22 protein-coding genes are annotated in these 26991 nt (G+C 72.7%); 9 read left to right on the forward strand and 13 right to left on the reverse strand.

Annotated features, from left to right (window positions below; translation table 11 throughout):
• Positions 1-60: 60 nt before the first annotated feature.
• Positions 61-561 (reverse strand): DUF1203 domain-containing protein, encoded by a 501-nt coding sequence (locus SACTE_RS10205; protein ID WP_014045954.1) that lies wholly within the window; start codon positions 559-561, stop codon positions 61-63.
• A gap of 113 nt (positions 562-674) precedes the next feature.
• Between SACTE_RS10205 and pepN the strand changes: the two genes are divergently transcribed.
• Positions 675-3251: an aminopeptidase N gene (gene pepN, locus SACTE_RS10210; RefSeq protein WP_014045955.1), complete on the forward strand. Its 2577-nt coding sequence runs from the start codon at positions 675-677 to the stop codon at positions 3249-3251.
• A gap of 10 nt (positions 3252-3261) precedes the next feature.
• Here pepN and SACTE_RS10215 read toward each other — a convergent pair whose 3' ends face one another.
• From SACTE_RS10215 to SACTE_RS10265, 11 genes are all read right to left on the reverse strand, one after another.
• Positions 3262-4974 (reverse strand): SpoIIE family protein phosphatase, encoded by a 1713-nt coding sequence (locus SACTE_RS10215; RefSeq protein WP_014045956.1) that lies wholly within the window; start codon positions 4972-4974, stop codon positions 3262-3264.
• Positions 4971-6761, reverse strand: coding sequence for a hybrid sensor histidine kinase/response regulator (locus SACTE_RS10220; protein ID WP_014045957.1), 1791 nt, complete (start codon positions 6759-6761; stop codon positions 4971-4973). Before SACTE_RS10220 ends, SACTE_RS10215 begins: the two co-directional genes overlap by 4 nt.
• Positions 6758-7972: an ATP-binding SpoIIE family protein phosphatase gene (locus SACTE_RS10225; RefSeq protein ID WP_014045958.1), complete on the reverse strand. Its 1215-nt coding sequence runs from the start codon at positions 7970-7972 to the stop codon at positions 6758-6760. Before SACTE_RS10225 ends, SACTE_RS10220 begins: the two co-directional genes overlap by 4 nt.
• Positions 7960-8385, reverse strand: coding sequence for an anti-sigma regulatory factor (locus tag SACTE_RS10230; protein WP_014045959.1), 426 nt, complete (start codon positions 8383-8385; stop codon positions 7960-7962). Before SACTE_RS10230 ends, SACTE_RS10225 begins: the two co-directional genes overlap by 13 nt.
• Positions 8382-8759: an STAS domain-containing protein gene (locus tag SACTE_RS10235; protein ID WP_026359267.1), complete on the reverse strand. Its 378-nt coding sequence runs from the start codon at positions 8757-8759 to the stop codon at positions 8382-8384. Before SACTE_RS10235 ends, SACTE_RS10230 begins: the two co-directional genes overlap by 4 nt.
• Positions 8756-9601, reverse strand: coding sequence for an STAS domain-containing protein (locus tag SACTE_RS10240; RefSeq protein WP_014045960.1), 846 nt, complete (start codon positions 9599-9601; stop codon positions 8756-8758). The genes SACTE_RS10235 and SACTE_RS10240 overlap by 4 nt, the downstream gene beginning before the upstream one ends.
• 258 nt (positions 9602-9859) lie before the next feature.
• Positions 9860-11008, reverse strand: coding sequence for an allantoicase (gene alc / locus SACTE_RS10245; protein WP_014045961.1), 1149 nt, complete (start codon positions 11006-11008; stop codon positions 9860-9862).
• A 59-nt stretch (positions 11009-11067) separates the two neighbouring features.
• On the reverse strand, positions 11068-11991 hold the full coding sequence (locus SACTE_RS10250; protein WP_014045962.1) for a LysR family transcriptional regulator: 924 nt from the start codon (positions 11989-11991) through the stop codon (positions 11068-11070).
• A gap of 78 nt (positions 11992-12069) precedes the next feature.
• Positions 12070-12282, reverse strand: coding sequence for a hypothetical protein (locus SACTE_RS10255; protein ID WP_014045963.1), 213 nt, complete (start codon positions 12280-12282; stop codon positions 12070-12072).
• 38 nt (positions 12283-12320) lie between these two features.
• Positions 12321-14477 carry a 4-alpha-glucanotransferase gene (gene malQ, locus SACTE_RS10260; RefSeq protein ID WP_014045964.1) on the reverse strand — a complete coding sequence of 719 codons (2157 nt, stop codon included), beginning with the start codon at positions 14475-14477 and terminating at the stop codon, positions 12321-12323.
• On the reverse strand, positions 14478-14789 hold the full coding sequence (locus SACTE_RS10265) for a hypothetical protein (protein ID WP_014045965.1): 312 nt from the start codon (positions 14787-14789) through the stop codon (positions 14478-14480).
• Between the two features lie 331 nt (positions 14790-15120).
• Here SACTE_RS10265 and SACTE_RS10270 point away from each other — a divergent pair, with 331 nt between their 5' ends.
• The gene (locus tag SACTE_RS10270; protein WP_014045966.1) at positions 15121-18102 is read left to right on the forward strand and encodes a beta-N-acetylglucosaminidase domain-containing protein; all 2982 of its coding nucleotides are present in this window, start codon (positions 15121-15123) and stop codon (positions 18100-18102) included.
• On the opposite strand, the gene SACTE_RS10275 is transcribed toward SACTE_RS10270, so the two are convergent.
• A complete protein-coding gene (locus tag SACTE_RS10275; RefSeq protein WP_014045967.1) occupies positions 18084-18674 on the reverse strand; it encodes an HNH endonuclease in 591 nt (196 codons plus the stop codon). The two genes, SACTE_RS10270 and SACTE_RS10275, sit on opposite strands and share 19 nt — an antisense overlap.
• 316 nt (positions 18675-18990) lie before the next feature.
• Here SACTE_RS10275 and SACTE_RS10280 point away from each other — a divergent pair, with 316 nt between their 5' ends.
• The 7 genes from SACTE_RS10280 to SACTE_RS10310 all read left to right on the forward strand — a co-directional run bounded on the left by SACTE_RS10280 (position 18991) and on the right by SACTE_RS10310 (position 26988).
• The gene (locus tag SACTE_RS10280; protein WP_019993954.1) at positions 18991-20055 is read left to right on the forward strand and encodes a mechanosensitive ion channel family protein; all 1065 of its coding nucleotides are present in this window, start codon (positions 18991-18993) and stop codon (positions 20053-20055) included.
• A 239-nt stretch (positions 20056-20294) separates the two neighbouring features.
• Complete coding sequence (locus tag SACTE_RS10285; RefSeq protein WP_014045969.1) at positions 20295-21509, forward strand: ROK family transcriptional regulator; 1215 nt, start codon at positions 20295-20297, stop codon at positions 21507-21509.
• Between the two features lie 60 nt (positions 21510-21569).
• Positions 21570-22904 carry an ABC transporter substrate-binding protein gene (locus tag SACTE_RS10290; protein WP_014045970.1) on the forward strand — a complete coding sequence of 445 codons (1335 nt, stop codon included), beginning with the start codon at positions 21570-21572 and terminating at the stop codon, positions 22902-22904.
• 4 nt (positions 22905-22908) lie between these two features.
• Positions 22909-23850 (forward strand): sugar ABC transporter permease, encoded by a 942-nt coding sequence (locus SACTE_RS10295; protein WP_014045971.1) that lies wholly within the window; start codon positions 22909-22911, stop codon positions 23848-23850.
• Between the two features lie 3 nt (positions 23851-23853).
• Positions 23854-24756: a carbohydrate ABC transporter permease gene (locus SACTE_RS10300; protein ID WP_014045972.1), complete on the forward strand. Its 903-nt coding sequence runs from the start codon at positions 23854-23856 to the stop codon at positions 24754-24756.
• A gap of 1 nt (position 24757) precedes the next feature.
• A complete protein-coding gene (locus tag SACTE_RS10305) occupies positions 24758-26023 on the forward strand; it encodes a 6-phospho-beta-glucosidase (protein ID WP_014045973.1) in 1266 nt (421 codons plus the stop codon).
• Complete coding sequence (locus SACTE_RS10310) at positions 26014-26988, forward strand: BadF/BadG/BcrA/BcrD ATPase family protein (protein WP_014045974.1); 975 nt, start codon at positions 26014-26016, stop codon at positions 26986-26988. Before SACTE_RS10305 ends, SACTE_RS10310 begins: the two co-directional genes overlap by 10 nt.
• Positions 26989-26991: the final 3 nt, after the last annotated feature.

Below are 26991 nucleotides of genomic sequence, written 5' to 3' on the forward strand. Positions count from 1 at the left end.
CCGTCCGTACGCCGAGGGGGCGGCCACCCGGACCCGGTGGCCGCCCCCTCGCGGCTCCCGTCAGCCCCGCCGCACCTCGAAGTGCAGGCAGCCGTACTCCACGGCCCGCACGTGCACCAGCACCACCTCCGGGTCGGCGAAGGCCTCCGTGAGGGCCTCGTCGAAGCCCCGCTCCTCGTCGGCCGGGATCTCCAGCAGCCGGCCGCCGGTGATGCGGCCCTGCGCGTCGTAGCGGCGCACCGCGCGCAGCGCGCCCGCCCGGGAGAACGGGTAGCCGGTTCGGCCCTCCGCCGGTCCCCCGCACTCCTCGGCGTGGACGAAGACCGGCCCCTGCTCGTCGTACGCGCCCGGCCGGGCGCCGGTGCGCGCCGCCCAGCGGCGCAGCGGCGCGTACGAGACGAGGGCGATCCGCTCCCCCGGTTCGGCGCCCCTCAGGCAGCAGCGCAGCGGGTCGCCTGCCTCGGTGGCCGTGAACGGGACACAGGGGCGGCCCGCGTCGTCCTCGGCGCGGAGCTCCTCGAGCGCGGACGGGCCGATGGGCAGGGCGTCGTATCGGGTCATGCGGCGAGCCTGACTCCACGCGCGCCACGGGTCCGGCGGAAATCGGACATCGCGCTGGGCGCGTCCCACGTGGAAGGATGGCCAAAAATGTCACAGATCAAGGAGATGACCGCGTGCCTGGCACGAATCTGACCCGCGAAGAGGCACAGGAGCGGGCGCGCCTGCTGACCGTGGACGCGTACGAGATCGATCTCGACCTCTCCGGAGCGCAGGAGGGCGGCACCTACCGGTCCGTCACCACCGTGCGCTTCGACTCCGCCGAGGCCGGTGCGGAGACCTTCATCGACCTGGTCGCCCCCGCGGTGCACGACGTCGTGCTGAACGGCAAGGCGCTGGACGTCGCCTCCGTCTTCCGCGACTCGCGGATCGCCCTGGCACACCTGGTGGCCGGTGCCAACGAGCTGAAGGTCGTCGCCGACTGCTCGTACACCAACACCGGTGAGGGGCTGCACCGGTTCGTCGACCCGGTCGACGAACAGGCTTATCTGTACACGCAGTTCGAGGTCCCGGACGCCCGGCGGGTGTTCGCCAGCTTCGAGCAGCCCGACCTGAAGGCGTCCTTCCGCTTCACCGTGAAGGCACCGGCCGGCTGGACCGTGATCTCCAACTCGCCGACGCCCGAGCCGGTGGACGACGTCTGGTCCTTCGAGCCCACGCCCCGCATCTCCACCTACGTCACGGCCCTGATCGCCGGTCCGTACCACGCGGTGCACAGCACCTACGAGAAGGACGGCCAGGTGGTGCCGCTGGGCATCTACTGCCGTCCCTCGCTGGCCGAGTACCTCGACGCGGACGACATCTTCGCGGTCACCCGGCAGGGCTTCGAGTGGTTCCAGGAGAAGTTCGACTACGCGTACCCGTTCGCCAAGTACGACCAGCTCTTCGTCCCGGAGTTCAACGCCGGCGCGATGGAGAACGCGGGCGCGGTCACCATCCGCGACCAGTACGTCTTCCGCTCCAAGGTGACGGACGCGGCGTACGAGGTGCGGGCCGCGACGATCCTCCACGAGCTGGCCCACATGTGGTTCGGCGACCTGGTCACCATGGAGTGGTGGAACGACCTGTGGCTGAACGAGTCGTTCGCCACCTTCGCCGAGGTCGCCTGCCAGGCGTACGCCGAGGGCTCGAAGTGGCCGCACTCCTGGACCACCTTCGCCAACTCGATGAAGACGTGGGCCTACCGCCAGGACCAGCTGCCGTCGACGCACCCGATCATGGCGGACATCCGCGATCTGGACGACGTCCTGGTCAACTTCGACGGGATCACGTACGCCAAGGGCGCCTCGGTGCTCAAGCAGCTCGTGGCGTACGTCGGCATGGACGAGTTCTTCAAGGGCGTGCAGGCGTACTTCAAGGCGCACGCGTACGGCAACACGCGCCTGGCCGACCTGCTGGGCGCGCTGGAGGAGACCTCGGGCCGGGACCTGAAGGCCTGGTCGAAGGCGTGGCTGGAGACGGCCGGGATCAACGTCCTGCGCCCGGAGATCGAGACGGACGAGGCGGGTCTGCTGACCTCCGTCACCGTCCTCCAGGAGGCCCCGGCGCTGCCCGCGGGCGCCAAGGGCGAGCCGACGCTGCGTCCGCACCGGATCGCGATCGGCTTCTACGACCTGGACGGTGAGGGCCGGCTCGTGCGGACGGACCGCATCGAGCTGGACGTCGAGGGCGAGCGGACCACCGTGCCGATCCCGGCGGGCACGGCACGCCCTGCGGTCCTCCTGCTCAACGACGACGACCTGTCGTACGCGAAGGTCCGGCTCGACGAGGAGTCCCTGCGGGTCGTCACCGAGCACCTGGGCGACTTCACCGAGTCCCTGCCGCGCGCCCTGTGCTGGGCGTCCGCCTGGGACATGACGCGTGACGGGGAGCTGGCCACCCGCGACTACCTGGCCCTGGTCCTCTCGGGGATCGGCAAGGAGACGGACATCGGTGTGGTGCAGTCGCTGCACCGCCAGGTGAAGCTGGCCGTCGACCAGTACGCGGCGCCCCAGTGGCGCGAGACGGGCCTGGCCCGGTGGACGGAGGCGACGCTCGCGCACCTGCGCGCGGCGGAGCCGGGCAGCGACCACCAGCTGGCCTGGGCCCGCGCCTTCGCGGCGACGGCCCGCACCCCGCTCCAGCTGGACCTGCTCCAGGCCCTGCTGAACGGCACCGAGGAGATCGAGGGCCTGGCCGTCGACACGGAGCTGCGCTGGGCGTTCGTGCAGCGGCTGGCCGCGTCGGGGCTGCTGGACGAGGAGGAGATCGCCGCCGAGTACGAGCGTGACCGCACGGCGGCCGGAGAGCGCCACGCGGCGGCGGCCCGGGCGTCCCAGCCGTCCGAGGAGGCGAAGGCCCAGGCGTGGTCCTCGGTCGTCGAGTCCGACAAGCTGCCCAACTCCCTCCAGGAGTCGGTCATCGACGGCTTCGTGCAGACCGATCAGCGTGAGCTGCTGGCGCCGTACACGGAGAGGTTCTTCGCGGCGGTCAAGGACGTCTGGGACTCGCGGAGCCACGAGATGGCCCAGCAGATCGCGGTCGGTCTGTACCCGGCCCTCCAGGTCTCGCAGGAGACCCTGGACGCCACGGACGCCTGGCTGGAGTCGGCGCGGCCGAGCGCGGCGCTGCGCAGGCTGGTGTCGGAGTCCCGCTCGGGCGTGGAGCGTGCTCTGAAGGCCCAGGCCGCGGACGCGGCGGCGGCCTCCGCGTAGGCGGGGGCGCTCACGCGTACGAAGGGGGCGCCCCGGCCGGGGCGCCCCCTTCGTGCGCTCGGTGGAAGCGGGCGGCGAGCAGGGCGATGTCGTCCGTCTTGCCCTTGCCGAACGTCGCCAGCAGCTGGTCGCACAGCTCGTCGAGCTCCGCCCGCGACCGGGAGAGGGTGCCGCTCAGCATCTCCATGCTCTCGTCGAGGTCCTCCCCGGGGACCTCGACGAGGCCGTCGGTCAGCAGGAGGAGCGTGGAGCCCTCGGGCACGTCGTGGCTCACGACCGGCGGATGCGGCAGGTTGAGCCCCAGGAGGGGCCCGTGCTCGGTCAGGTAGCGCGTGGAGCCGTCCGGGTGCCGCAGCAGCGGCGGGATGTGGCCGGCGTTGGCCACCTGGATCCGCCGTCCGCCGGGCTCCACGAGCACCAGGCAGACGGTGACGGTCATCGACGGCCGCACGCGTACCAGCAGGGCGTCGAGGTTCTTCAGCAGGGACTGGGGGTCGTGCCCCTCGATGGCGTAGGCCCGCAGGGCGTGCCGGACCTCGCCCATGATCATGGCGGCCTTGAGCGAGTGTCCCGCCACGTCCCCGATGGCGAGCAGCAGCCCGGCCGGGGTCTGGATGGCCTCGTAGAAGTCGCCGCCGATCTCCGCGTGGGCGGCGGCAGGTTCGTAGCGTACGGCCATGTCCACGCCGGGTACTGCCGGGAGCCGGTCCGGCAGGAAGGTGCGCTGGAGGGTGAGGACGAGGGCGTGTTCCTCGCTGCGCGTGCGCAGCGCCTCCAGGGCCAGCGCACAGGCCTGCGCCAGTTGCGAGAGGAGTTCCCGGTCGTCCGTCCCGGGGAGGGCGGTGGCGGCGACCGCGAACGCGACGGCGGGCCGGCCCCGCTTCGTACGGGCCAGGGTCAGGGCGACCTGGCCGGGGAAGACGTCCGCCCGGCCGGCGCCCTCGCGGCTGGTGAGGCCGCGCCAGTCCGCGCCGGACAGGATCACCGTCTCCGTCCCGGTCCGGTCGCCGAGTGCCCTCTCGGTCAGCAGGTCCAGCAGCCGTGAGTCCTCGCGGACGCCGGTGACCGACGGCTCCATACCCTCGGTGCGTGGGCTCCCCGCTCCTTCGCCCTCCTGGACCGCGGCGAGGTGGAGCGTCCGGTTGTCGGGGCTGAGGCCGACGGCGACGGCGGCCGACTCCATGAGCGTGGCCGCACCGGCCGCCGCCGCGGCGATGAACGTCTCCCCGTCGTCGGCGGCGTAGACGGCCAGGGTGCTGCTGTTCAGGGCGGACACCCGGGTGGCGAGCCGCTCCGCGCGGCGCCGGGCGCGGGCGTAGCGCAGCGCCGCGGTGACCGTGGCCAGCAGCTCGTCCGGGGCGATCGGTTCGGTGAGGTAGGCGTCGGCGCCGCGGTGGAGGCCCTGGGTGCGGTCGCTGAGTTCGATGGCGGTGGCGGAGACGTGGATGACCGGCAGCGAGGCGGTCCGGGGATCGGCCTTGATCTGCTCGCACACCTCGAAGCCGCTCATGTCGGGCAGCTTCACGTCGACGACGGCGAGTTCCGGCAGTTCGCCGTCGGGGGCGGAGGCGAGCAGGGACAGCCCTTCCGTCCCGTCGACGGCCTCCACCACGGTGTGGCCGGCCCGGCGCAGCCAGCTGCTGACGATGTAGCGGTTCGTGTCGTTGTCGTCGAGCACCAGCACCCTCGCGGCGGCGCTGTCCTGATGCAGATGCGTACTCATGCGGTGTCGTCCTTCTGGCCCGCTCCTGGTGGGGCGGGCATGGCCTGTTCCGAGAATGCCGCGACCAGCTTGGGGAGGGTCAGCGTGGACTTCTCGAGTATCGCCCGTGCGTGGGTGAGCCGTTCCCGGTCCAGGTCCTCGGGCGGCGTGGAGGTGAGGATGACGACGGGGACGGCGCGCAGACCGGGGTCCGCGGCGAGTTGTGCCAGTACGGCGTAGCCGTCGAGGTCGGGCAGGTGCAGGTCGAGGAGGACGGCGTCCGGCCGCTCGTGGCGTACGGCGGAGCTCGCCAGGCCGCCCTCCCCCACCTCGACCACGCGTCCGGCGAGCTGGTCCAGGAGCGGACGGATCGCGGCGCGGAAGGCGTCGTCGTCGTCCACCGTGACCAGGGCGGCCATCAGGGGTGTTCCCGTCTCCCGGTCGCCGGGCCCGTCGGGGGCCGGTCCGGCGGCGGGCAGCCGTACGGTGACGACGGTCCCGGCGCCCGGGCTGCTGGTCAGGGTGAGGCGGCCGCCCAGGAGTTCGGTGAGCCGTCGTGCGTAGGGCAGGCCGAGGCCGGTGCCGGAGCGTCCGCGCTGGTGCGGGCCGCGTACCTGGTAGAACTCCTCGAAGATCTGCTGCTGCTCGTCCTCGGGGATGCCGATGCCGGTGTCCGACACGGTGAAGACGACGTCGCCGCCCTCGTCCCCGTCCTCCGACGCGACGTCGAGGCGCACGGTCCCGGTCGGCGTGAACTTCAGCGCGTTGGACAGCAGATTGCGCAGGATGCGGACGAGCATGATCTCGTCGCTGACGATCCGCACATCGGATTCGGCCACGATCAGCTCGGCGGCGCCCGGGGACTCGTAGCCGCGCAGGATGCCGCGGAGCTGGCCGAGGGCCGCGCGCAGGTCGACCGCAGCCCAGGTGGGTTCGAGGCGGCCGGACTCCGCCTTGGCGACGTCCAGGAGTTCGTCGACGAGGGCGAGCAGGGTGGCGCCGGAGGCGGAGATGAGGGAGATCTGCCGGCGCTGTTCCTCGTCGAGGCGGGCCTCGTCGAAATCGAGCAGCAGCCGGGCCAGCCCGACGACGGAGTTGACCGGCGTGCGGAGTTCGTGGCTGACGTTGGCCCAGAACCTGGTCTTGGCCTCGCTCGCCTCGCGCAGCTGGCGGGACTTCTCCTCCAGTTCGGCGTAGAGGGCCACGACGCCGCGGTTGGTCTCCTCCAGCTCCTCCGAGAGCTCGGAGTAGAGCGCGACGACCCCTCTGTTGGTCTCCTCCAGCTCCTCGTTGAGACGGCGCAGCTCCTCGCGCTGCGCCCTGGACTCCTCCAGCGCGGCGATCAGGTCGCTGGTCTGCGCGCGGGTGTCGTCCAGCACGCTGGCGCCCTTGTGCGCCAGCAGGGCTTCGCGCGCCTGCTGGACGGCGTCGGCCGTGTGGGCCCCGACGGTGAGCGGCTGCTCGATCGCCAGCGTCCGCTCCGGGGAGGTGTGCCGCACCGGGACGAGCCGGGCCGCGGCCCGCATGGCCTCCTCTCCGGGACCGGGGCCGTCCTGCCAGGACATGGCGACCCGCAGGACGGGCAGGGGACTGCTGACGACACCGAAGATCACGGTCAGCCCGGAGGAACCCAGCAGGTCCCGGCCCAGCTCGCTCAGCGCGGTCGCCAGCCGGATCTGGTCCTGGTTCTCCACGCCGAGCGCTTCGGCGGCCGACTTGCCGCTGCGGCGCAGCACGAAGACGTCCTGCTCCGTGGCGAGGGAGAACGAGACGAGGGGCTCGGCCCCGTGGGCCGCGAAGGTGTTCACCAGGGTCCTTTCGCCACGACGACGCCAGCGTCGTCCCGCCGTACACCCGCCTCGCGCAGGAGCTGAGCGGCGGCCACCAGCGGGGAGTGCTCCAGGAAACCGGGCAGTTCCGCGGCCTTCCAGCGTTCGGTGAGGCCGTCGGAGTGCATGATCACGGCACCGTTGCGGGGCAGCTGTTGCCGCACGGACCGCAGGGTCGGCAGGTGGTGGCCCACGATGCCGGGCGCCGACGACAGGGAACGGCGGGTACCGGAGACGGGGTCCACGACGAAGGTGCTGACGTTGCCGACCCCGCAGAAGTACACGGCCTCGTTGCGCGGTTCGATGCGTACGACGGCGACGGCTCCCCCTCGGCCGCCGCGCAGTGCCTTGTGGATGTCCGACATCATCACGTCGGGCTGCTGGGCGTCCGAGTCGTGGAACGCGGTCACCGCCGCCTGGGCGGCCCGGGCGGCCAGGGGTCCGTGTCCCAGGCCGTCGCAGAAGAGCACCAGGAGCGCCGGTTCGTCCGCGCCCAGGCCGTCCGGCCCGTCCGGACGCGTTCCGTCCGCCCGCCGGTCACCGTCGGCCGGCTGCCGGAAACCGGTCAGCTGCGCCCACCCCAGAGGACTGTCGCCGAGGGGCTCTCGCCCGGCGGCGGCCGCGGGGGCACCGGCCTTCCCTGAGCCGCCCCCGTCGGCCGGACGGGCCGCCCAGGCGTCCCCGCACACGTCCTCGCCGGTGATCGTCCTCGTCAGGCCTTCCACCACGGGACGTCCCAGACCGGCGATGCGGACCGCCGCCTCCTTCGTCCAGAAGCGCGCGGTCAGGACGGTGCCCCGGCCGGGCAGGGAATGCAGGTCGAAGGAGTCGGCGAGACGGGAGATGGCCCCCAGGCCGATGCCCAGGGTGCCTGCTGTGGACGTGCCGTCGGTGAGGGAGTGCGCGACGTCCGCCATGCCCGGCCCCTCGTCCGTGGTGACGAACTCGAGCCCCGCGTCGCCCGGCGTCCGGACGGTGCGCAACAGGAACGCGCCGTCGACGGCGTGCCTGCGCAGATTGGTCGCGGCCTCGCTCACGGCCAGGGCCACCTCGGCGCACCGCTGCTCGCCGAAGCCGATGCGCCTGGCCAGCGAGAGGGCCGCGACCCGGGCCGCGGCGGGGAGCGCCTCCTGGTCGCGGAGCCAGACGACGTCCTCCGCGGCCAGGACGGGCAGGGTCAGCGTGCCCACTTGGTCACCGCGACCTGGGTTCCGCCGCCGACCTCGGTCTGCAGGGTGAAGTCGTCGACGAGGCGGCGCGCTCCGCTGAGCCCGAGGCCCAGGCCCCCGCCGGAGGTCCACCCGTCGGTCAGCGCCTGGTCGACATCGGGAATGCCGGGACCCGAGTCCTCGAACACCGCGGTCACACCGACCCGCCCGTCCCGGCGGACCAGACCCACCCGCATGACCCCGCCACCGCCGTAGACGAGAGTGTTCCGGGCGAGCTCACTCGCGGCGGTGACCAGCTTGGTCTGGTCGACCAGCGAGAGCTTGCACTGCTGGGCGAGCGCACGCACCAGCTGACGCGCCCGGACCACATCATCGTTGGAACCGATCGGAACGCTCTCGTGCTCGGCGTCAGGAACGGGCGCGAGCCCACTCATAGCTGAGCCGGACGGGAATCGTCCCGCCTGGCCAGGATCTCCAGCCCCTTCTCCAGAGTCAGAGCCGTACGCACGCCCCCCAGCGACAACCCCAGCTCCACCAGCGTGATCGCGACCGCCGGCCGCATACCCACCACCACGGTCTGCGCATCCAGCATCCGGGAGATCGCCGCCGTCGTCGCCAGCATCCGCCCCACGAACGAATCCACGATCTCCACCGCCGTGATGTCGATCACCACCCCCGACGCACCCGAATCGACGATCCGCGCCGCCAGATCGTCCTGCAACTCCAGAACGACCTGATCCTCCAGCTCCACCTGGATCGAGACGAGAAGGACGTCACCGATCTTCAGCACAGGTACGCGCTCGCTCACGCCCGGCCACCGGGCCGCACGACAGCCGCGTCACCACGACGCAACGCATGCTTGAGAGCATCGGCCAACGACGACTTGGTGACGATGTCACCGAACTGGATCCCCAACGCCACAATCGTCTGCGCGATCTGCGGACGAATCCCCGAAATGATGCACTCCGCACCCATCAACCGGGCCGCCACCACCGTCTTGAGCAGATGCTGCGCCACCTCGGTGTCCACCGCCGGCACACCCGTGATGTCGATGATCGCCTGATCCGACCCCGTATCGACGAGAGCCTGCAGCAGCTTCTCCATCACCACCTGCGTCCGCGCCGAATCCAGCGTGCCCACCAGCGGAACAGCCACCACCCCCTCCCACAGCTTCACCACCGGGGTGGACAGCTCCATCAGCTGCTCGGCCTGCGCGCTGATGATCTCCTCACGCGTCTTGGCATACACCTCCAGAGTGAACAGACCCAGCGCGTCGATGAGCTTGCTCAGATGCAGATAGGCCCGGACGTCCCCCGCCGAAGTGTCCTCCGAGGGCGCCAGCACATCCTTGCCCGCCAGCACACTCGTCGCGGTCTCCGTCGGCGTGAAACCCTGCCGGGCCCGCGTCCGCGACAGCTCCGCCAGCAACGCCCGCACCTCCCCGAACGCATCCCCCCGCCAGTCCAGACCGCCCCCACGCAGCCCCTCCACCAACGCCGCGTACAACTCACGCAGCTCACGGTCGAGCTCGGCCAGCGAGATACGCCCACGCAACGTCCGCGAGACCGCCTCCACCCAAGCCGCACCCAGCGACTCCTGCTCCGCGGTCAGCAGCTCGACGAGTCTGGCCGGTATGTCTTGCTCTGTCACCGAGATGGCTCCCTCTGCTCAGGCCGCTGTTGCGGTCATTCGCAGCGTATGCCATGACTCGTCGGCACCTGGCCCGGTACGACTGAGACGATCGACACCGCCCGCCCGGGAGAGCGGGCCGGGGTGCGGCGAAGAGAGACAGGCACGGACACCGGGTGCCCCCGCACCACGCCTTCGCACCAGGGGCTTCGCCGGAGACCGCCCGGCGGGCGGGCGCCGAGGCGCGGCCGTCCGCCGGGCGGGGCTTGGGGAGCGGCCTCAGGCCACCGACTCCCGGTAGCGGCGGGCCAGTTCGGCGGCTCCCGCTTGCGTCGGCGAGCCGTGCAGCCGCATGCGGGCGACCCCGCCGTCCGGGAACGCGTCGAGGCGTACGTGGGTGACCACAGCCTCCGTGCCGAGGACGAAGCGGTGCACGGTGTCGGGCTGGAGCCGGGTGCGCGGGAGAATCTCGAACCAGTCGCCGCTCTCCCCGTCGCGGCCCTGGAGGGCGATCCAGCCGGCCGCGTTGCCCTTGAGGTAGGCCGTGTCGATCTCGACGGCGCGGACCGCGCCCTGCGCGGGGAGACGGAAGCGGACCCAGTCGTTGGTGTCGCGCACCCGGCGGCGGCGGTTCTCCCAGCCGTCGTCCATCTTGCGGGAGGTGCCGGGCAGGATGATCTGGGCCGGTGAGGAGTAGAAACGGTCCGAGGCGTCCTCGTAGGTGCCGCCGTTGAGGATCGAGATCAGATCGATCGTGCCGAGCGCCGCGAGCCAGGCCGGATCGGGGACGACCTCGCCGTGGACCCTGAGGCGCGCGATGCCGCCGTCGGGGTGCTGGCACAGGCGCAGGTGGGTGTAGCGGCGGCCGCCGGTGATCTCGAAGGCGTTGGCCGCGTGGCCGCGTACGGGCGTCGGCGGGACGATCTCCTCCCACTTCACGTCGTCGGCGAGGAGTTGTTCCGGGCCCGGGGCGCCGTCGACGGCGGTGGCCTGGACGGAGACGCGCTGCGGGTAGTTGCCGCGGAAGTGGGCCGTGTCGACGATCAGGCCGCGGACGATCCCCGGTGCGCCGAGCCGGACGATCGCCCAGTCGTGCTCGTCCGGGGCGGGGAAGGGATGGTCGGCGTCCGCGCCGCGCCGGCGGCGGGTCTCCCAGCCGTCCATGATCTTGCCCTTGTGGCCGAAGCGCTCGGGGTCGAAGACGGCGGGTTCGCGGATCAGGAGGTTCTCTCGCTCGGCGAAGAACTCGTCGTTGGCGGCGATCACGCCCGCGCCGAGGCGGCGGTCGGCCAGGTCGACGAGGTCGGTGAAGGGGAGTCCGGTGGCGGCGCGGTAGTCGGCGTACGGGTCGCCGCCGCCGTACGGGGCCGCGTCATTGGCGTGGGGGTCGGTGTCCTGGAATCCGGTCTCGCTCGCGTCGGTGGTCATGCCCCGACTCTCGCGCACACCGACCCATCAGGTCCATCGAAAGTTTCCGCACGATTCTTTCAGCTCTGCTGAACGGTCGTATCGGCGACCCGGCGCAGCGCCGCGAGCACCCGCGCCACCGCCGGCCCCTGTTCGGCCCCGCGCCGCACGGCCGCCACCACATGGCGGTGCGGGCGGTCCGCCTCCAGGACACGCATGGCCACGCCCGCATGCGACGGGTCGGAGGCCGATGCCATACGGGGGACGAGCGCGACCCCCATGCCCGCCTCCACCATGGCGAGGATGGCGGTCCAGCCGGAGGCGCTGTGCGCCTGCTCGGGGACGAAACCGGCCGCCTCACAGGCGGCCGTCGTGATCTGCGACCAGGGGCCGGAGCCACCGAAGATCCAGGGTTCGCCGGCGAGGTCGGCCAGCCGGAGCCCGGGGGCGCGGGCGAGCCGGTGGCCCACGGGCAGCGCCACGTCCAGGGGGTCCGCGAGCAGCGGCAGCACGGTGAAGCGGGGGTCCCGGGCCGTCGGGGCGTGCGCCGCCAGCGAGAGCGCGAGGTCCACGTCCCCGGCCGCCAGCAGCTCGTACGCCCGCGCGGCCTCCGCCTCGTGCACGCGCACCTCGGGGCCGGGCCGGTCCTCGTGCGCCAGGAGCCGTACGGCCGGTACGACGAGGGCGGGCACGGCCGTGGAGAAGGCGCCGACCCGCACCTGGCCGGCCTCACCCCGCAGATAGCCGGTCAGTTCGGCGTCGGCGCGCTCCAGCTGGGCGAAGACGGCCTCGGCGTGCCGCAGCACGAGGTGCGCGGCGTCGGTGAGGCGGACCCGGCGGCCCTGGGCCTCCAGGAGCGTCACCCCGAGCTGGCCGGCCAGGTTGGTGAGCTGCTGCGAGACGGCGGAGGGGGTCATCAGCAGCGCCTCGGCCGTCGCGGTCACGGTGCCGCGGTCGCGCAGGGTGCGCAGGATGCGGAGCTTCTTGACGTCCCACTCGGTCATGGCCGCAACCTACCGGTGCCGGGACACGCGGATGCGCCGCGCGGTACGTGGGTACCGGCGGCGCATCCGTCGAACGGTCTAAGCCTGCTTCTTGGACTTGTCGAGGACCATGACCAGGCCGATGATCACCAGGAAGATGACGATCGGCAGCGCGACGTAGAGACCGACGGTCTCCAGCGCTCCGATCGAGTCGCCCGGGTCGTCACCGTCGTCGCGGGTGAGTGCGAGCGCGGGGGACGACATGAGCAGCATCATGAGCGTCGTACCGGCCGCGACGGCGCCGGCGCGCATAGCGTTCTTCTTGTCCACGGTGCAAACGTAGCGAACGGCTACGGACGGCGCGCGCCCGGGGGTGCCGTACGGACCCCGGAGCTCTCCGCCGGCGGCCGGAAGACCTCCATCAGCCGGTGCAGCCGGGGCGACGCCGCGATCTCCTCCAGGGTGACGGGGTGGCCCTCCGCGTCGGCGACGGGCAGGCGCCAGTTGGGGTACTGGTCCCAGGTGCCCGGGAGGTTCTGGGGGCGGCGGTCGCCGACGGTGTCGGGGAGCCAGATCCCGGTCATCCGGGCGGGGGTGCGCAGCAGGAAGCGGTGGACGGCCCGGACGGCCGCCTCCTCGTCCCCCTCCCCTTCGGGCAGCAGCCGGAGCCGTGCCAGACAGGACAGCCACTCGGTGGTGCCGGTGACGTCCTCGGCCAGCTCCTGCTCCAGAGGGCGGGTCAGCAGTCCGAGGCGGTGGCGGAGCGTCACATGGTCGCCCGTCAGCCGGGCGGCCGTGGACGGCAGGTCGTGGGTGGTCGCGGTGGCCACGCAGTCCCGGCGCCACCGCTCGGGGGCCAGGGGCCGTCCGTCGCCGTCCCAGTCGCGCTCGAACCAGAGCACGGAGGTGCCGAGCACCCCGCGCCGGGCCAGCGCCTCGCGCACACCCGGCTCGACCGTGCCGAGGTCCTCCCCCACCACGGCGGCACCGGCCCGGTGCGCCTCCAGGACGAGGACGGCGAGCATCGCCTCGGCGTCGTGGCTGACGTAGGTGCCTTCGGTGGGCGGACGGCCCTCGGGCACCCACCAGAGCCGGAAGAGGCCCATCACATGGTCGATGCGCAGGGCGCCCGCGTGGGCGAGGATGCCGCGCAGGAGCGCGCGGTAGGGGGCGTATCCGGACGCGGCCAGGGCGTCGGGGCGCCACGGGGGCAGACCCCAGTCCTGGCCCCGCGCGTTGAAGGCGTCCGGGGGCGCGCCGACGGACATGCCGTGCGCGAAGGCCTCCTGCTGGGCCCAGGTGTCGGCGCCGTCCGGGTGGACGCCGACGGCGAGGTCGTGGACGACCCCCACGGCCATCCCGGCCTCCCGCGCGGCCTGCTGGGCAGCGGCGAGCTGGGTGTCCGTCAGCCAGGCCAGCCGGCAGTGGAGGTCGACCCGGTCCATCAGCTCGGTGCGGGCGCGGGCGGTCCTCGCCGAGCGCGGGTCACGCAGCCCCTCGGGCCAGTCGCGCCACCGCGGGCCGTGCACCTCGGCCAGGGCGCACCACAGGGCGTGGTCCTCCAGGTCCTGGCCCTGCTCGGCGAGGTAGTCGCAGTAGGCGGCGCGGCGTCCGGGGCTGAGCGGGACCCGGGCGACGAGCTCCAGCGCCTGCTTCTTGAGCTCCCAGACCGCGTCCCGGTCGATCAGCGCGCCCTTGTTGAGCACGGCGTCGCTCAGGGCCGCCGCGTCCAGCCGCAGGTCGTCCAGGGCCGCCCGGTCGCGCACGTGCCCGTACTCCGGGACGGACTCGATGTGCAGGTGCACCGGGTCGGGGAAGCGCCGGGAGGAGGGGCGGTACGGCGAGGGGTCGGTGGGGCTGCCGGGCACGGCCGCGTGCAGCGGGTTGACCTGGACGAATCCGGTGCCCAGGGTCCGGCCCGACCAGGCGGCCAGATCGGCCAGGTCGGCGAGGTCGCCCATGCCCCAGGAGCGGGCGGAGAGCAGCGAGTAGAGCTGGACGAGGAAGCCGTGCGTACAGGCGGGCGGCTGGGGTACGCGGTCCGGAGCGACGACGAGAACGGCGGTGGCGTAGCGGTGTCCGGATGCGCGGACGGTCGCCCGGTGGACACCGGGGGGCGGTTCGGTCCACCAGGTGGGTGTCCCCCCGTCCGGGGGCGCCGGTGCGAGGGCCTTCGGGACCCGCATCCGCAGCCGCGACGGGGCCTCGGTGGCGCCGGGCGGGCGCTCGGGCTCCACGGTGAGCTCCGCGTCGGGGGGCAGCGCGGCCAGCGCGGCCGGCAGCGGCTCTCCCGACCAGACCACCACGGTGGGCGGGAGCAGCCGGGAGGCCGCCGCGGATTCGGCCGCGGAGAGCGACCTTCCCACCTCCGCGGGCGTGTCGGCGTCGACGCCCAGCGCGGCGAGCACGGCTGTGACCGTGCTGTCGGGAACGGGCACCGTGACGCCCGCGGACGGGGAGAAGGAGGTGGCGACGCCGTGCAGTGCGGCGAGCCGGGACAAGCCCATTCAGACTCCTGGCAGCTCCATGCCCCCTGCGGTGCCGGGTGCGGTCGGCTCGCTGGTGAGAGGGGCGACGGCGGCGAGCGGCGGCTCGCTCGTGAGGGGTGTGGCGTCGGCGAGCGGCGGCTCGCTGGTGAGCGGGGGCTCGCCGGACGGTGAGGTGGTCTCGGTGAAGGCGGGTTCGACGGTCGGGTAGGAGGAGACGTGGGCGAGCGGGAGCTCGCTGATCATGGGCGGCGCGTCGGTCGCGACGGGACCCGCGGGGCTCGGTACCTGTTTGGAGAGGGCGGAGAGCAGAAGCTGCGCGGATGCGGGCACGGTGGCCTCCTGGCCGTGGACAACAGGACACAGCAGGCCTACCCAGCAGGCGCGGGAGCAGGCACGGACGTGACATAGGCGTTATGACAACGACCTCAACGTGCCGCAGGTCACATTCCGTTCCCTCGTACGCCACGTATGCGCCGTTTTCAGCCATACGGCGGGGCGTGCGGAAGCACTCGCCCGGAACATCGCGTGACACATGAGACATATCCATCACGACAGCCACACACGTTGACACCCTCGGCACCCGGGTGGTGGGCTCGGCGACACGGGCGGCGACCCCTTCGCAGCAGAGAGTCACAGCGGGTCCGGAACAAGGGAGAGTGGCGTGCGGCTCGGGCGCACCAGGCGGGCGACGGCCCTCGCGGCGGCCGTCATCGGCGGGCTGCTCGGCCCCCAGGCACCGGCCGCCCCGGCGGCCCCCGACGGCCCCGCCGCCCAGTCCTCGACCGCTCCGGACCGCACCGGCGCGTCCCGGTCGCCCGCGGTCTGGCCCCGGCCGCAGTCGCTGAGGACCACGGGACGGCCCCTCGTCCTGGGCGCCGAGGCCACGCTCCTCGCCGACGCGGGCGCCGACCCGTACGCGGTCGACGAGCTCCGGGACCTGCTGCGCGGGGCCGGGGTGCGGACGGTGCACGAGGCCCTGCCCGGTGGCGGCCCGGTGTTCCGGCTCGGTGGGGCCGGCGCCGCCGCGGCGCTGACCGCCCTGCGCGCACCGGCCCGCGGCGGCCTGCCGTCCGGCGGCTACCGGCTCGCCGTGGGCGAGACGGGCGGGCGGCCCACCGTCGCGCTGGAGGGCGTCGGTGAGGACGGCCTGTTCCACGGAATCCAGACACTGCGTCAGCTCGTCACGGACGGCTCCGTCGCCCGCGTCGTGGTCCGCGACTGGCCCGGCACGGCCGTGCGCGGGACGGCCGAGGGGTTCTACGGGAGGCCGTGGAGCCAGGAGGAGCGGCTCGCGCAGATCGCCTTCATGGGGCGCACGAAGCAGAACCGCTACCTCTACGCGGCCGGGGACGACCCCTACCGGCAGGCCCGCTGGCGCGAGCCGTACCCCCGCGACCAGCGGACCGGGTTCGGCGCGGCGGCCGAGAAGGCGCGGGCCGCGCACGTCACGCTGGGCTGGGCCGTCTCCCCCGGGCAGACGATGTGCCTGGCCTCGGACGCCGACGTCCGGGCGCTGACCCGGAAGGTCGACGCGATGTGGGCGCTGGGCGTCCGGGTCTTCCAGGTGCAGTTCCAGGACGTCAGCTACAGCGAATGGCACTGCGACCTGGACGAGGAGACGTTCGGCAGCGGTCCCGAGGCGGCCGCCAGGGCGCAGGCCCGGGTCGCCAACGCACTCGCCGGGCACCTCGCGGGCCGCCACCCGGGCTCGGAACCGCTGTCCGTGATGCCGACCGAGTACTACCAGGACGGCGCCACCGACTACCGCACGGCGCTCGCCGCCGAGCTGGACGACCGGGTGCAGGTGGCCTGGACGGGCGTCGGGGTGGTGCCGAGGACGATCACCGGACGCGAGCTGGCCGGTGCCCGGGACGCCTTCGGCCACCCGCTGGTCACCATGGACAACTACCCGGTCAACGACTACGCGCAGGACCGGATCTTCCTCGGCCCCTACACCGGGCGCGAACCCGCGGTGGCCGACGGGTCGGCGGCGCTGCTGGTCAACGCCATGGAGCAGCCCGCCGCCTCCCGTATCCCGCTGTTCACCGCCGCGGACTTCGCCTGGAACCCCCGGGGGTACCGGCCGCAGGAGTCCTGGCGGGCGGCGGCGGACGACCTGGCGGGCGGGGACGCGGATGTCCGGGCGGCGCTGCTCGCCCTGGCCGGCAACAGCGCCGGCTCGGTGCTGGGCGGTGAGGAGTCGGCGTATCTGCGGCCGCTGCTGCACGCGTTCTGGACCTCACGCGCGGCGGCCAACCCCGCCTCGGCCGGGGCCCCGGCCCGTGAGCTGCGGAAGGCGTTCGAGGTGATGCGGCGGGCCGGGCGGCGTCTGGAGGGCCCGGCGGACGGGCGGCTGGACGACGAGGTGCGGCCCTGGACCGAGCAGTTGGCCCGCTACGGCCGGGCGGGCGAGCTGGCGCTCGACCTGCTGGGGGCGCAGGCCCGTGGCGACGGGGCCACCGCCTGGAAGGCCCAGATGGCGCTGGTACCGCTGCGCGCGGAGATCGGGGCGAGCGGGGCGACGGTCGGCGCGGGGGTGCTCGACCCGTTCCTGGACCGGGTCGGCGAGGAGGCGGACAACTGGAACGGCACCGACCGCGACGCCGGGACGGTGCGCCGGGACACCGCCGGCTACACGGTCCGCCTGGGCCGGGCCCGTCCCGTGACGGCCGTCACCACCCTGGCCCGGCCCGGCGCCACCGGCGCGGACGCGGTCCTGGAGGCGCATGTGCCGGGGCAGGGCTGGCGCCGCCTCGGCCGGCTGTCCCCGGCGGGCTGGACCCAGACGCCCGTGAAGGGGCTGCGCGCTGACGCGCTCCGGGTCGCCCTGCCGTCCGCCCGTCCGGTGCTCGTCGGGCCCCTCGCCCCCGGGGTCACAGGCCCGCCCCCCGGTGCGGCCACCACGGCGGTGCTGGCGCTCGTCCCGTGGTTCGGTGACGAACCGGCGGCCGACCTCGATCTCGCGCGCGGGGAGACGGACGCCGTGATCGGCGGTGGCGCGCAGCGGGTGGAGGCGCGGCTGACGGGTCGCCGCCCGGCCGAGGTGAAGGGCACGCTCACCGCGAAGGCGCCGAAGGGCGTGGAGGTGAGGGTGCCGAAGCGGACGAGGGTGCCGCGCGGCGCGCGGACCGAGGTGCCGGTGGACATCACCGTGCCCGAGGACACCCCGGCCGGTGAGTACGAGGTGCCGCTGAGCTTCGGCGGCGAGCGGAGCACGCTGACGGTACGCGCCTTCCCGCGTACCGCCGGCCCCGATCTGCTGCGGACGGCCAGGGCCTCGTCGTCGGCCGACGAGACCCCGGACTTCCCGGCAGCGGCTGCCTCGGACGGTGATCCGGAGACCCGCTGGTCCTCGCCCGTGGAGGACGACGCCTGGTGGCAGGCCGAGCTGTCCGCGCCGGTCCGCCTCGGCCAGGTCGTGCTGCTGTGGCAGGACGCCTACGCCTCCCGCTACCGCGTCCAGGTCTCGGCGGACGGCCGCGCCTGGCGGACGGCCGCGACCGTCCGCGAGGGGCGCGGCGGGCGTGAGTCGGTCCGGACGGACGCGAGGGACACCCGCTTCATCAGGGTCCAGGGCGACGCCCGCGCCACCCGGTACGGCTACTCGCTCCGGTCGGTGGAGGCCTACGCCGTCGCCGAGTAGTGCCGCGGCCCCCCGGACGGCGTCGGCCCGGACTCCTTGGCGCAGACGCCGTCGATCCGGGCCATCACGTCGTCCGCGCCGAACGGCTGGAGATACGGCAGCCAGCGCGGGTCGCGATGCCCCGTCCCGATGATCCGCCAGGCCAGACCGGTGGGCGGGGCGGGCTGGTGGCGCAGCCGCCAGCCGAGCTCGGGCAGATGGCGGTCGGCCTTGACGTGGTTGCACCGTCGGCAGGCCGCCACCACGTTGTCCCACGCGTGCCGCCCCCCGCGGCTGCGCGGGATGACGTGGTCGACGCTGGTCGCGGCGGCGCCGCAGTACATGCAGCGGCCCCCGTCCCGGGCGAAGAGCGCCCGGCGGGTGAGGGGTACGGGCCCCCGGTAGGGGACCCGTACGAACCGTTTGAGGCGGATGACGCTGGGCGCGGGCACGGCACGGGTGGCACTGTGCATGAAGGCGCCGGACTCCTCGAGGCAGATGGCCTTGTTCTCGAGGACGAGGACGAGTGCGCGGCGGAGCGGTACGACGCCGAGCGGCTCGTACGACGCGTTGAGAACCAGGACGTGCGGCACGGTGGATGCCTCCTTGTACGCCGGCGGCGCGTGGCTCGCGCCGGGACGATCCGATCTCAGTCTCTCCTCATGGCTGGTCGTAGCGCCACCACGTACGGGTAACGGGCCGGAAGGTTTTGTGCCCGCCACCCGCCCGGACGCCTCCCCGGGGCGGCCGTGGCAGTGGATCCGCGGCGGCGGCCGGGGTCCCTGTGTCATCGGCCACACCCCCCGGGACGACCGGGTGAGACGTGTCTCTCCCCGCTTCGCGGCAACGAACCGTCACCTCCGCTTCGTTATTCTGGTTGGTCTGCCGTCGTCCCTGGAGGTCTCCGTCGTGTCCCTGTCCGCCCTGCTGGCCGCGACCCCGTCGCCCGAGCCTGTCGGCTCGCTGGACGAAGCCGCCGAGCGGGCCGGCAACGCCGCGGGGTGGGTCCAGGAGAACTGGTCCACCTGGCTGAACACCGGCCTGCGCATCCTGCTGATCGCGGCGATCGCCCTCGTGCTGCGCTACGCGATCCGGCGCGCGCTGACCAACCTCATCGACCGGATGAACCGCAGCGCGCAGGCGGTGGAGGGCACCGCCCTCGGTGGTCTGCTGGTCAACGCCGAACGCCGCCGCCAGCGCTCGGAGGCCATCGGCTCGGTGCTCCGCTCCGTCACGTCGTTCCTGATCCTGGGCACGGCCGCGCTGATGATCCTGGGCGCGTTCCAGATCAACCTGGCTCCCCTGCTGGCCTCGGCCGGGGTCGCCGGTGTGGCCCTCGGTTTCGGTGCGCGCAACCTCGTCACCGACTTCCTCTCCGGTGTCTTCATGATCCTGGAGGACCAGTACGGCGTCGGGGACCAGATCGACGCCGGGGTCGCCTCCGGCGAGGTCATCGAGGTCGGCCTGCGGGTCACCAAGCTGCGCGGCGACAACGGCGAGATCTGGTACGTCCGCAACGGCGAGGTGAAGCGGATCGGCAACCTCAGCCAGGGCTGGTCCACGGCCGGGGTGGACGTCATGGTCCGCCCGACGGAGGACCTGGAGAAGGTCGGCGCGGCGATCACCGCGGCCACCGAGGAGATGACCAAGGAAGAGCCCTGGTCGGAGCGGCTGTGGGGACCGGTGGAGGTCCTCGGCCTCGACTCGGTCCTGCTCGACTCGATGACCGTCCGGGTCACGGCGAAGACCATGCCCGGCAAGTCGCTGAGCGTGGAGCGGGAGCTGCGGTGGCGCATCAAGCGGGCGCTGGACGCGGCGGGCATACGGATGGTCGGCCCCGCCTCGGCCGAGGCGGACGGGGAGGCGTCCCCGGACCCGACGGCCGGCATGGCCGCCCCGTCGGCGTACGCCTCGGCCACCTCCCCGCAGTCGCTGGCGGCGACCCCGATACCGCCGACGACCATGACGAAGTAGGACCGGTTGGTGAGGGCCCCCGTGCGCGAGCGCACGGGGGCCCTCGCACGTCCGCGTCCACCGGCGCGGCCCGGACCGTCCCCGATAACGCTTCGGCACGTACGGGCCCCGGCCCATTGACGACCCGGTGACGCGCGTCTTACCTTCCTCCCACCGAACAGGAAACTTTCCTAACAGATGTTTCCGGCGGGTATCCGAACGTCGGACCGATTTCCGGACAGAGGGCGGGGCGCATTTCCATGGCCGGCACCACACCAGGCACCCCGGGCACCCCGCGCGTCCTGCGGGCGATGAACGACCGGGCGGCGCTGGACCTGCTGCTGGAGCACGGTCCGCTGACCCGTACGAAGATCGGGAAGCTCACCGGACTGTCCAAGCCCACCGCCTCCCAGCTGCTCGCCCGGCTGGAGGCGGCCGGCCTCGTCGTCGCCACCGGCACGAGCGAGGGCCGGCCCGGACCCAACGCCCAGCTGTACACGGTCAACGCGCGGGCCGCGTATGTGGCGGGGCTCGACGTGACCGCGCAGCGGATCGTCGCGGCGGTCGCCGATGTGACCGGTGAGACGGTCGGCGCCTACGAGCTGCCCACCCCCGGGCGGCGCTGCGACGGCGTGGTGCGGCAGGTGACCGAGGCCCTGGACGGCGCGGTCGAGGATGCCGGGATCACCCGCGCCGACGTGCACCGGATCGTCGTCGGCACCCCCGGCGCCTTCGACCCCGGCACGGGCCGGCTGCGCTACGCCTCGCACCTGCCCGGCTGGCACTCCCCCACCCTGCTGGACGAGCTGGCCGCCTGCCTGCCGATGCCGGTGGAGTACGAGAACGACGTGAACCTCGTCGCGGTGGCCGAACAGCGGCTCGGCGCGGCCCGGGGGCACGAGGACTTCGTCCTGCTCTGGAACGAGGAGGGGCTCGGCGCCGCCCTCGTCATCAACGGCCGGCTGCACCGCGGCTTCACCGGCGGCGCCGGCGAGGTCGGCTTCCTGCCCGTGCCCGGGACGCCCCTGGTGCGCCAGGTAGTGAAGGCCAACGCGGGCGGCTTCCAGGAGCTGGCGGGCGCCCAGGCGGTGCCCCGGCTCGCCACCGCGCTCGGCATCGAGACCCCGCACCAGCCGTACGCCGAGGTCGCGGCCGCCCTTCTGGCCCGGGCCGTCGACGCCTGGGAGGAGGACCCGGCACTCACCGAGCTGCTGCGGCAGTACGCCCAGCGGCTGGCCACCGGTCTCGCCTCCCTCACCGCGGTGCTCGACCCCGGGCTGATCGTCCTCTCCGGCGGGCTGGTCTCCTCGGGCGGTGAGCTCCTGCGGTCCCTGATCCAGTCCGAGCTGGCTGAGCTGGCGGCGTCCCGGCCGCGCCTCGCCCTCGGGCAGATCGACCGCCACCCGGTGCTGCGCGGCGCCCTCGAACGGGCCCTCGCCGACACCCGCGACGAAGTGTTCGACACCTCGCGCTGATCCCGTCCCTCCCCTCGTCCCGCCTTCCCCTTCACCTCATCCGTCCCTGGGAGCTTTGTCATGCGCAGAAGCCGCACGATGACCACCGCAGCCGTCGCCGTAGCCGCGGTCTCGGTGCTCGCCACCGCCTGTACGGGCCAGGCCGAGTCCGGTGCCGACGACGACCCGAACGCGAGGACCACGATCACCTTCTGGCACGGCTGGAGCGCGCCCGCCGAGGTGAAGGCCGTCCAGGACAACGTCGACCGGTTCGAGAAGACGCACCCGAACATCACGGTCGAGGTCGTCGGCAACATCAACGACGACAAGCTCAACCAGGCCCTGCGCGCGGGCGGCTCCAGGAGTCCGGACGTGGTGTCGTCCTTCACCACGGCCAACGTCGGCAAGTTCTGCTCGTCCGGCGCCTTCGCCGACCTGTCGCCGTTCATCGAGAAGTCGAAGCTGGACCTGGAGAAGACCTTCCCGAAGGTGCTGCTCGACTACACGCAGTTCGAGGGCAAGCGCTGCGCCCTTCCGCTGCTCGCCGACGCCTACGGCCTCTACTACAACAAGGACGCCTTCGAGGAGGCCGGGATCACCGCCCCGCCGAAGACGATGTCCGAGCTGGCCTCCGTCGCCAAGAAGCTGACGGTCACCAAGGGCGACGGCTACCAGCGGCTCGGCTTCATGCCGACCTTCCACGGCTACGAGACGGTCGCCGACCACTACCTCTCGTCCTGGGACCACACCTACTTCGCGGCGGACGGCACGTCGAACATCGCGAAGGACCCGGCGTTCGCCGAGATGTTCACCTACCAGAAGAAGCTGGTCGAGGACCTGGGCGGCTACGAGAAGCTGGAGAGGTACCGGGGCACGTTCGGTGACGAGTGGGGGGCCAAGCACCCCTTCCACACCGGGCAGGTCGCGATGCAGCTGGACGGCGAGTGGCGGCTCGGGATGGCCACCGACGCCAAGGTGCCGTTCGAGATCGGGGTGGCGCCCATGCCGGTCGCCGACGACGAGGCCGACAGCTACGGCAAGGGCTTCCTGTCCGGCACGATCATGGGGATAGCACCGACCAGCAAGAAGCAGAACGCCGCGTGGGAGCTGGTGAAGTTCATGACCAGCGACACGAAGGCCGTGGTCGACTTCGCCAACGGCATCCGCAACGTCCCCTCCACCTTCGACGCGCTGGAGTCCCCGGACCTGACGTTCGACCCGCGCTTCAAGACGTTCCTGGACATCGCCCGGCACCCGAAGTCCAACACCCCCGACGGCGCGGTCAACGGCGCCACGTACCAGCAGACGATCCAGGACTTCGGCTTCCAGTACGAGAAGGGCGCCGTGAAGGACCTGAAGGCCGGTCTGGAGAAGACCGCCGCGCAGATCGACACCGACATCGCCAAGGCGAAGTAGTCCGATGACCACGCACACGCTCCGCTCCAAGCGCCGCGGATCGGCGCTGCGGACGGCGGCCTTCATGTCGCCGTGGCTGATCGGGTTCGGCGTCTTCTTCGCCTACCCGATGGTCTCGACCGTGTACTTCTCGTTCACGAAGTACGACGGCTTCGGGGCGCCGTCCTTCAACGGGCTGACGAACTGGACGTACGTCTTCACCGACTACCCGATGTTCTGGCCGTCCCTGCTCAACACCCTGTGGCTGGTGCTCGTCATGGTCACCTGCCGGGTGGTGTTCGGCCTCGGGACCGGCCTGCTCATCACCCGGATCAAGACGGGCACGGGGCTCTTCCGCACCTTCTTCTACCTGCCCTACCTGGCGCCGCCGGTCGCCGCGACGCTGGCGTTCGTCTTCCTGCTCAACCCGGGGACCGGGCCGGTCAACTCGGTCCTGGGCGACCTCGGCCTGCCGACGCCCGGCTGGTTCAACGACGCCTCCTGGTCGAAGCCGGCACTCACCATGCTCGCGGTGTGGGGCATCGGCGACCTGATGGTGATCTTCATGGCGGCGCTCCTGGACGTGCCCACGGAGCAGTACGAGGCGGCCGAGCTGGACGGCGCGTCCGCCTGGCAGCGGTTCCGCTTCGTGACGCTGCCGAACATCTCGCCGATCGTGCTGTTCGCCGTGGTCACCGGGGTGATCCAGGCGATGCAGTACTACACCCAGCCACTGGTGGCGGGGAAGGTCGCCTCGGGGGTGATCGGGGGATCCGGGCAGCAGTTCGAGCCCGGTTATCCCGACAAGTCGACCCTGACCCTCCCCCAGCTCGTCTACAACCTGGGCTTCCAGCGCTTCGACTACGGCTCCGCCTGTGTGGTGGCCCTCGTCCTGTTCGCCCTGGCCATGGCCTTCACCGCACTGCTGATGCGGGGCCGCAACAACCTGATCCAGGCCGGTGACTGAGCCATGACCCGACTTCTCGACCCGCCCCGGCCGCCGGCCGCCTCCTCCGAGGCGCCGTCGCCCGCCCTGCGCACCGCCCGCCGCAAGGCGGTGCTGCACTGGATAGCGGTGCACTCGCTGGGGGTGGCCGCCGCGCTCTTCTTCGTCCTGCCGTTCGTCTTCGTGGTGCTGACGTCGCTGATGAGCGACCAGCAGGCGCTGACCCGGGACCTCACCCCGAACACCTGGGAGTGGGAGAACTACAAGCGGGTCTTCGACACCCCGGGATTCCTGACCTGGTGGCGCAACACCCTGCTGTACGCCGGGGTCGGCACCGTCCTGACGGTCCTCTCCTCGGTGCCCGTGGCCTACGCGCTGGCGAAGTTCCGCTTCCGGGGGCGCCGGCTCTCGCTGATGCTGGTCATCTCGATGATGATGCTGCCGCCCCAGGTCGTCATCATCCCGATGTACCTGTTCTGGGCGAAGCAGATGGACCTGTCCGGGACGCTCTGGCCGCTGATCATCCCGATGGCGTTCGGCGACGCGTTCTCCATCTTCCTGCTGCGGCAGTTCCTGCTGACCATCCCCGACGAGTACCTGGACGCGGCGAAGGTCGACGGCTGCGGTGAACTCCGCACCCTGATCAAGGTCGTGCTGCCGATGGCGAAGCCCGGGATCGCGGCGATCGCCCTGTTCCAGTTCTTCGCCGCCTGGAACGACTACTTCGGGCCGCAGATCTACGCCTCCGAGAACCCGGCCGCCTGGACACTCAGTTACGGACTGGAGTCCTTCAAGGGCGCGCACCACACCGACTGGAACCTGACCATGGCCGCGACCGTTCTGGTCATGGCCCCCGTGATCGCCGTCTTCTTCTTCGCCCAGAAGGCATTCGTCGAGGGCGTCACACTGACTGGAGTGAAGGGCTGACATGAAGCTCGCAGTAGTGGGTGGCGGGTCCACCTACACCCCCGAACTGATCGACGGTTTCGCGCGGTTGCGCGACACCCTGCCCATCGAGGAGCTGGTGCTCGTCGACCCGGCGGCCGACCGGCTGGAACTCGTCGGGCCGCTGGCCCGGCGGATCTTCGCCAAGCAGGGGCACCCGGGCCGCATCACCACGACCGCCGACCTGGACGCGGGGGTGGAGGGGGCCGACGCGGTGCTGCTCCAGCTGCGCGTGGGCGGGCAGGCGGCCCGTGAACAGGACGAGACCTGGCCGCTGGAGTGCGGCTGCGTCGGCCAGGAGACCACCGGGGCCGGCGGGCTCGCCAAGGCGATGCGCACGGTGCCGGTCGTCCTGGACATCGCCGAGCGGGTCCGGCGCACCAACCCGGACGCCTGGATCATCGACTTCACCAACCCGGTCGGCATCGTGACCCGGGCCCTGCTCCAGGCCGGGCACAAGGCGGTCGGGCTGTGCAACGTGGCGATCGGCTTCCAGCGCAAGTTCGCCCGGCTGCTGGACGTCGCCCCGGCCGAGGTGCACCTGGACCACGTCGGGCTGAACCACCTCTCGTGGGAGCTCGGGGTGCGCCTGGGCGGCCCGGACGGGCCGGACGTCCTGCCCCGGCTGCTGGCGGAGCACGGCGAGACCATCGCCGCCGACCTGCGGATGCCCGCCCCGCTGCTGGGCCGGCTCGGTGTCGTCCCCTCCTACTACCTGCGGTACTTCTACGCGCACGACGAGGTCGTGCGGGAGCTGGGCACCAAGCCGTCCCGGGCGGCCGAGGTCGCCGCGATGGAGAAGGAACTGCTGGCCCTGTACGGCGACCCGGCGCTGGACGAGAAGCCCGCGCTGCTGGCCGAGCGGGGCGGCGCCTTCTACTCGGAGGCGGCCGTGGACCTGGCGGCCTCGCTGCTCGGCGGGGGCGGTTCCCCGGTGCAGGTGGTCAACACGTACAACAACGGCACGCTGCCCTTCCTGCCGGACGACGCGGTGATCGAGACGCAGGCCCGGGTGGACGGTTCGGGAGCCGTCCCGCTCGCGGTCCCGTCGCTCGACCCGCTCTTCGCGGGGCTGATCGCGGGCGTCACGGCGTACGAGGACCTGGCGCTGCGGGCCGCGCTGCACGGCGGCCGCGACCGGGTGTACAAGGCGCTGCTGGCGCACCCGCTGGTGGGCCAGTTCGAGTATGCCGAGCAGCTCACCGACCGGCTCATCGCGCACAACCGGGAGCACCTGGCGTGGGCGTGAACGCTTCGGTCCTCGCGGTCGACGCGGGGAACAGCAAGACCGATGTGGCACTGATCGGCGAGGACGGCTCGGTGCTGTCGACGGCGCGCGGCGGAGGGTTCCAGCCGCCGGTCGTCGGCGTCCGGGCGGCGGTCGACGCGCTGGCCGTCGCGGTCACGCAGGCCCTGGCCCGGGCCGGGGAGCACGTCGACGGGGTTCGGCACGTGTCGGCGTGCCTGGCCAACGCCGATCTCCCGGTGGAGGAGGCCGAGTTGGCGGAGGCGCTGCTCGGCAGGGGGTGGGGCCGTACGGTCGAGGTCCGCAACGACACCTTCGCGATCCTGCGGGCCGGGGTGGACGAGCCGAGGGGTGTGGCCGTCGTCTGCGGCGCGGGGATCAACTGCGTGGGCATGGGCCCGGACGGCCGCACCGCGCGCTTCCCGGCGATCGGCCGGATATCCGGGGACTGGGGCGGTGGTTCGGGTCTCGCGGAGGAGGCCCTGTGGTTCGCGGCGCGGGCCGAGGACGGCCGCGGCGAGCCGACGGAGCTGGTGAGGACGCTGCCGGGCCACTTCGGGCTCGGCTCGATGTACGAGCTGATCGAGGCGCTGCACCGGGGGCGTGTCCCGCAGGAGGCGCGGCACGAGCTGACGCCGGTGCTGTTCGCGACGAGTGCGGCCGGGGACCCGGTGGCGTCCGCCCTGGTGGACCGGCTGGCCGACGAGGTCGTCGCGATGGCCTCGGTGGCGCTGGGCCGGCTCGGGCTGCTCGACGAGGAGGTGCCCGTGCTGCTGGGCGGCAGTGTGCTCGCGGCCCGGCACCCCCGACTGGACGAGCGGATCGGCGCCCTGCTCGCCGCACGGGCGCCGAAGGCCGTGATCCGGGTGGTCGCCCAGCCGCCGGTGCTGGGCGCGGGGCTGCTGGGCCTGGACCACCTGGGCGCACCGCCCGAGGTGCGCAACAGACTGCGCGCGCACTACGCCTGACTG

Origin of the sequence: Streptomyces sp. SirexAA-E (genome assembly GCF_000177195.2) — a bacterium.
In the GTDB taxonomy this organism is placed as follows: Bacteria; Actinomycetota; Actinomycetes; order Streptomycetales; family Streptomycetaceae; genus Streptomyces; species Streptomyces flavovirens.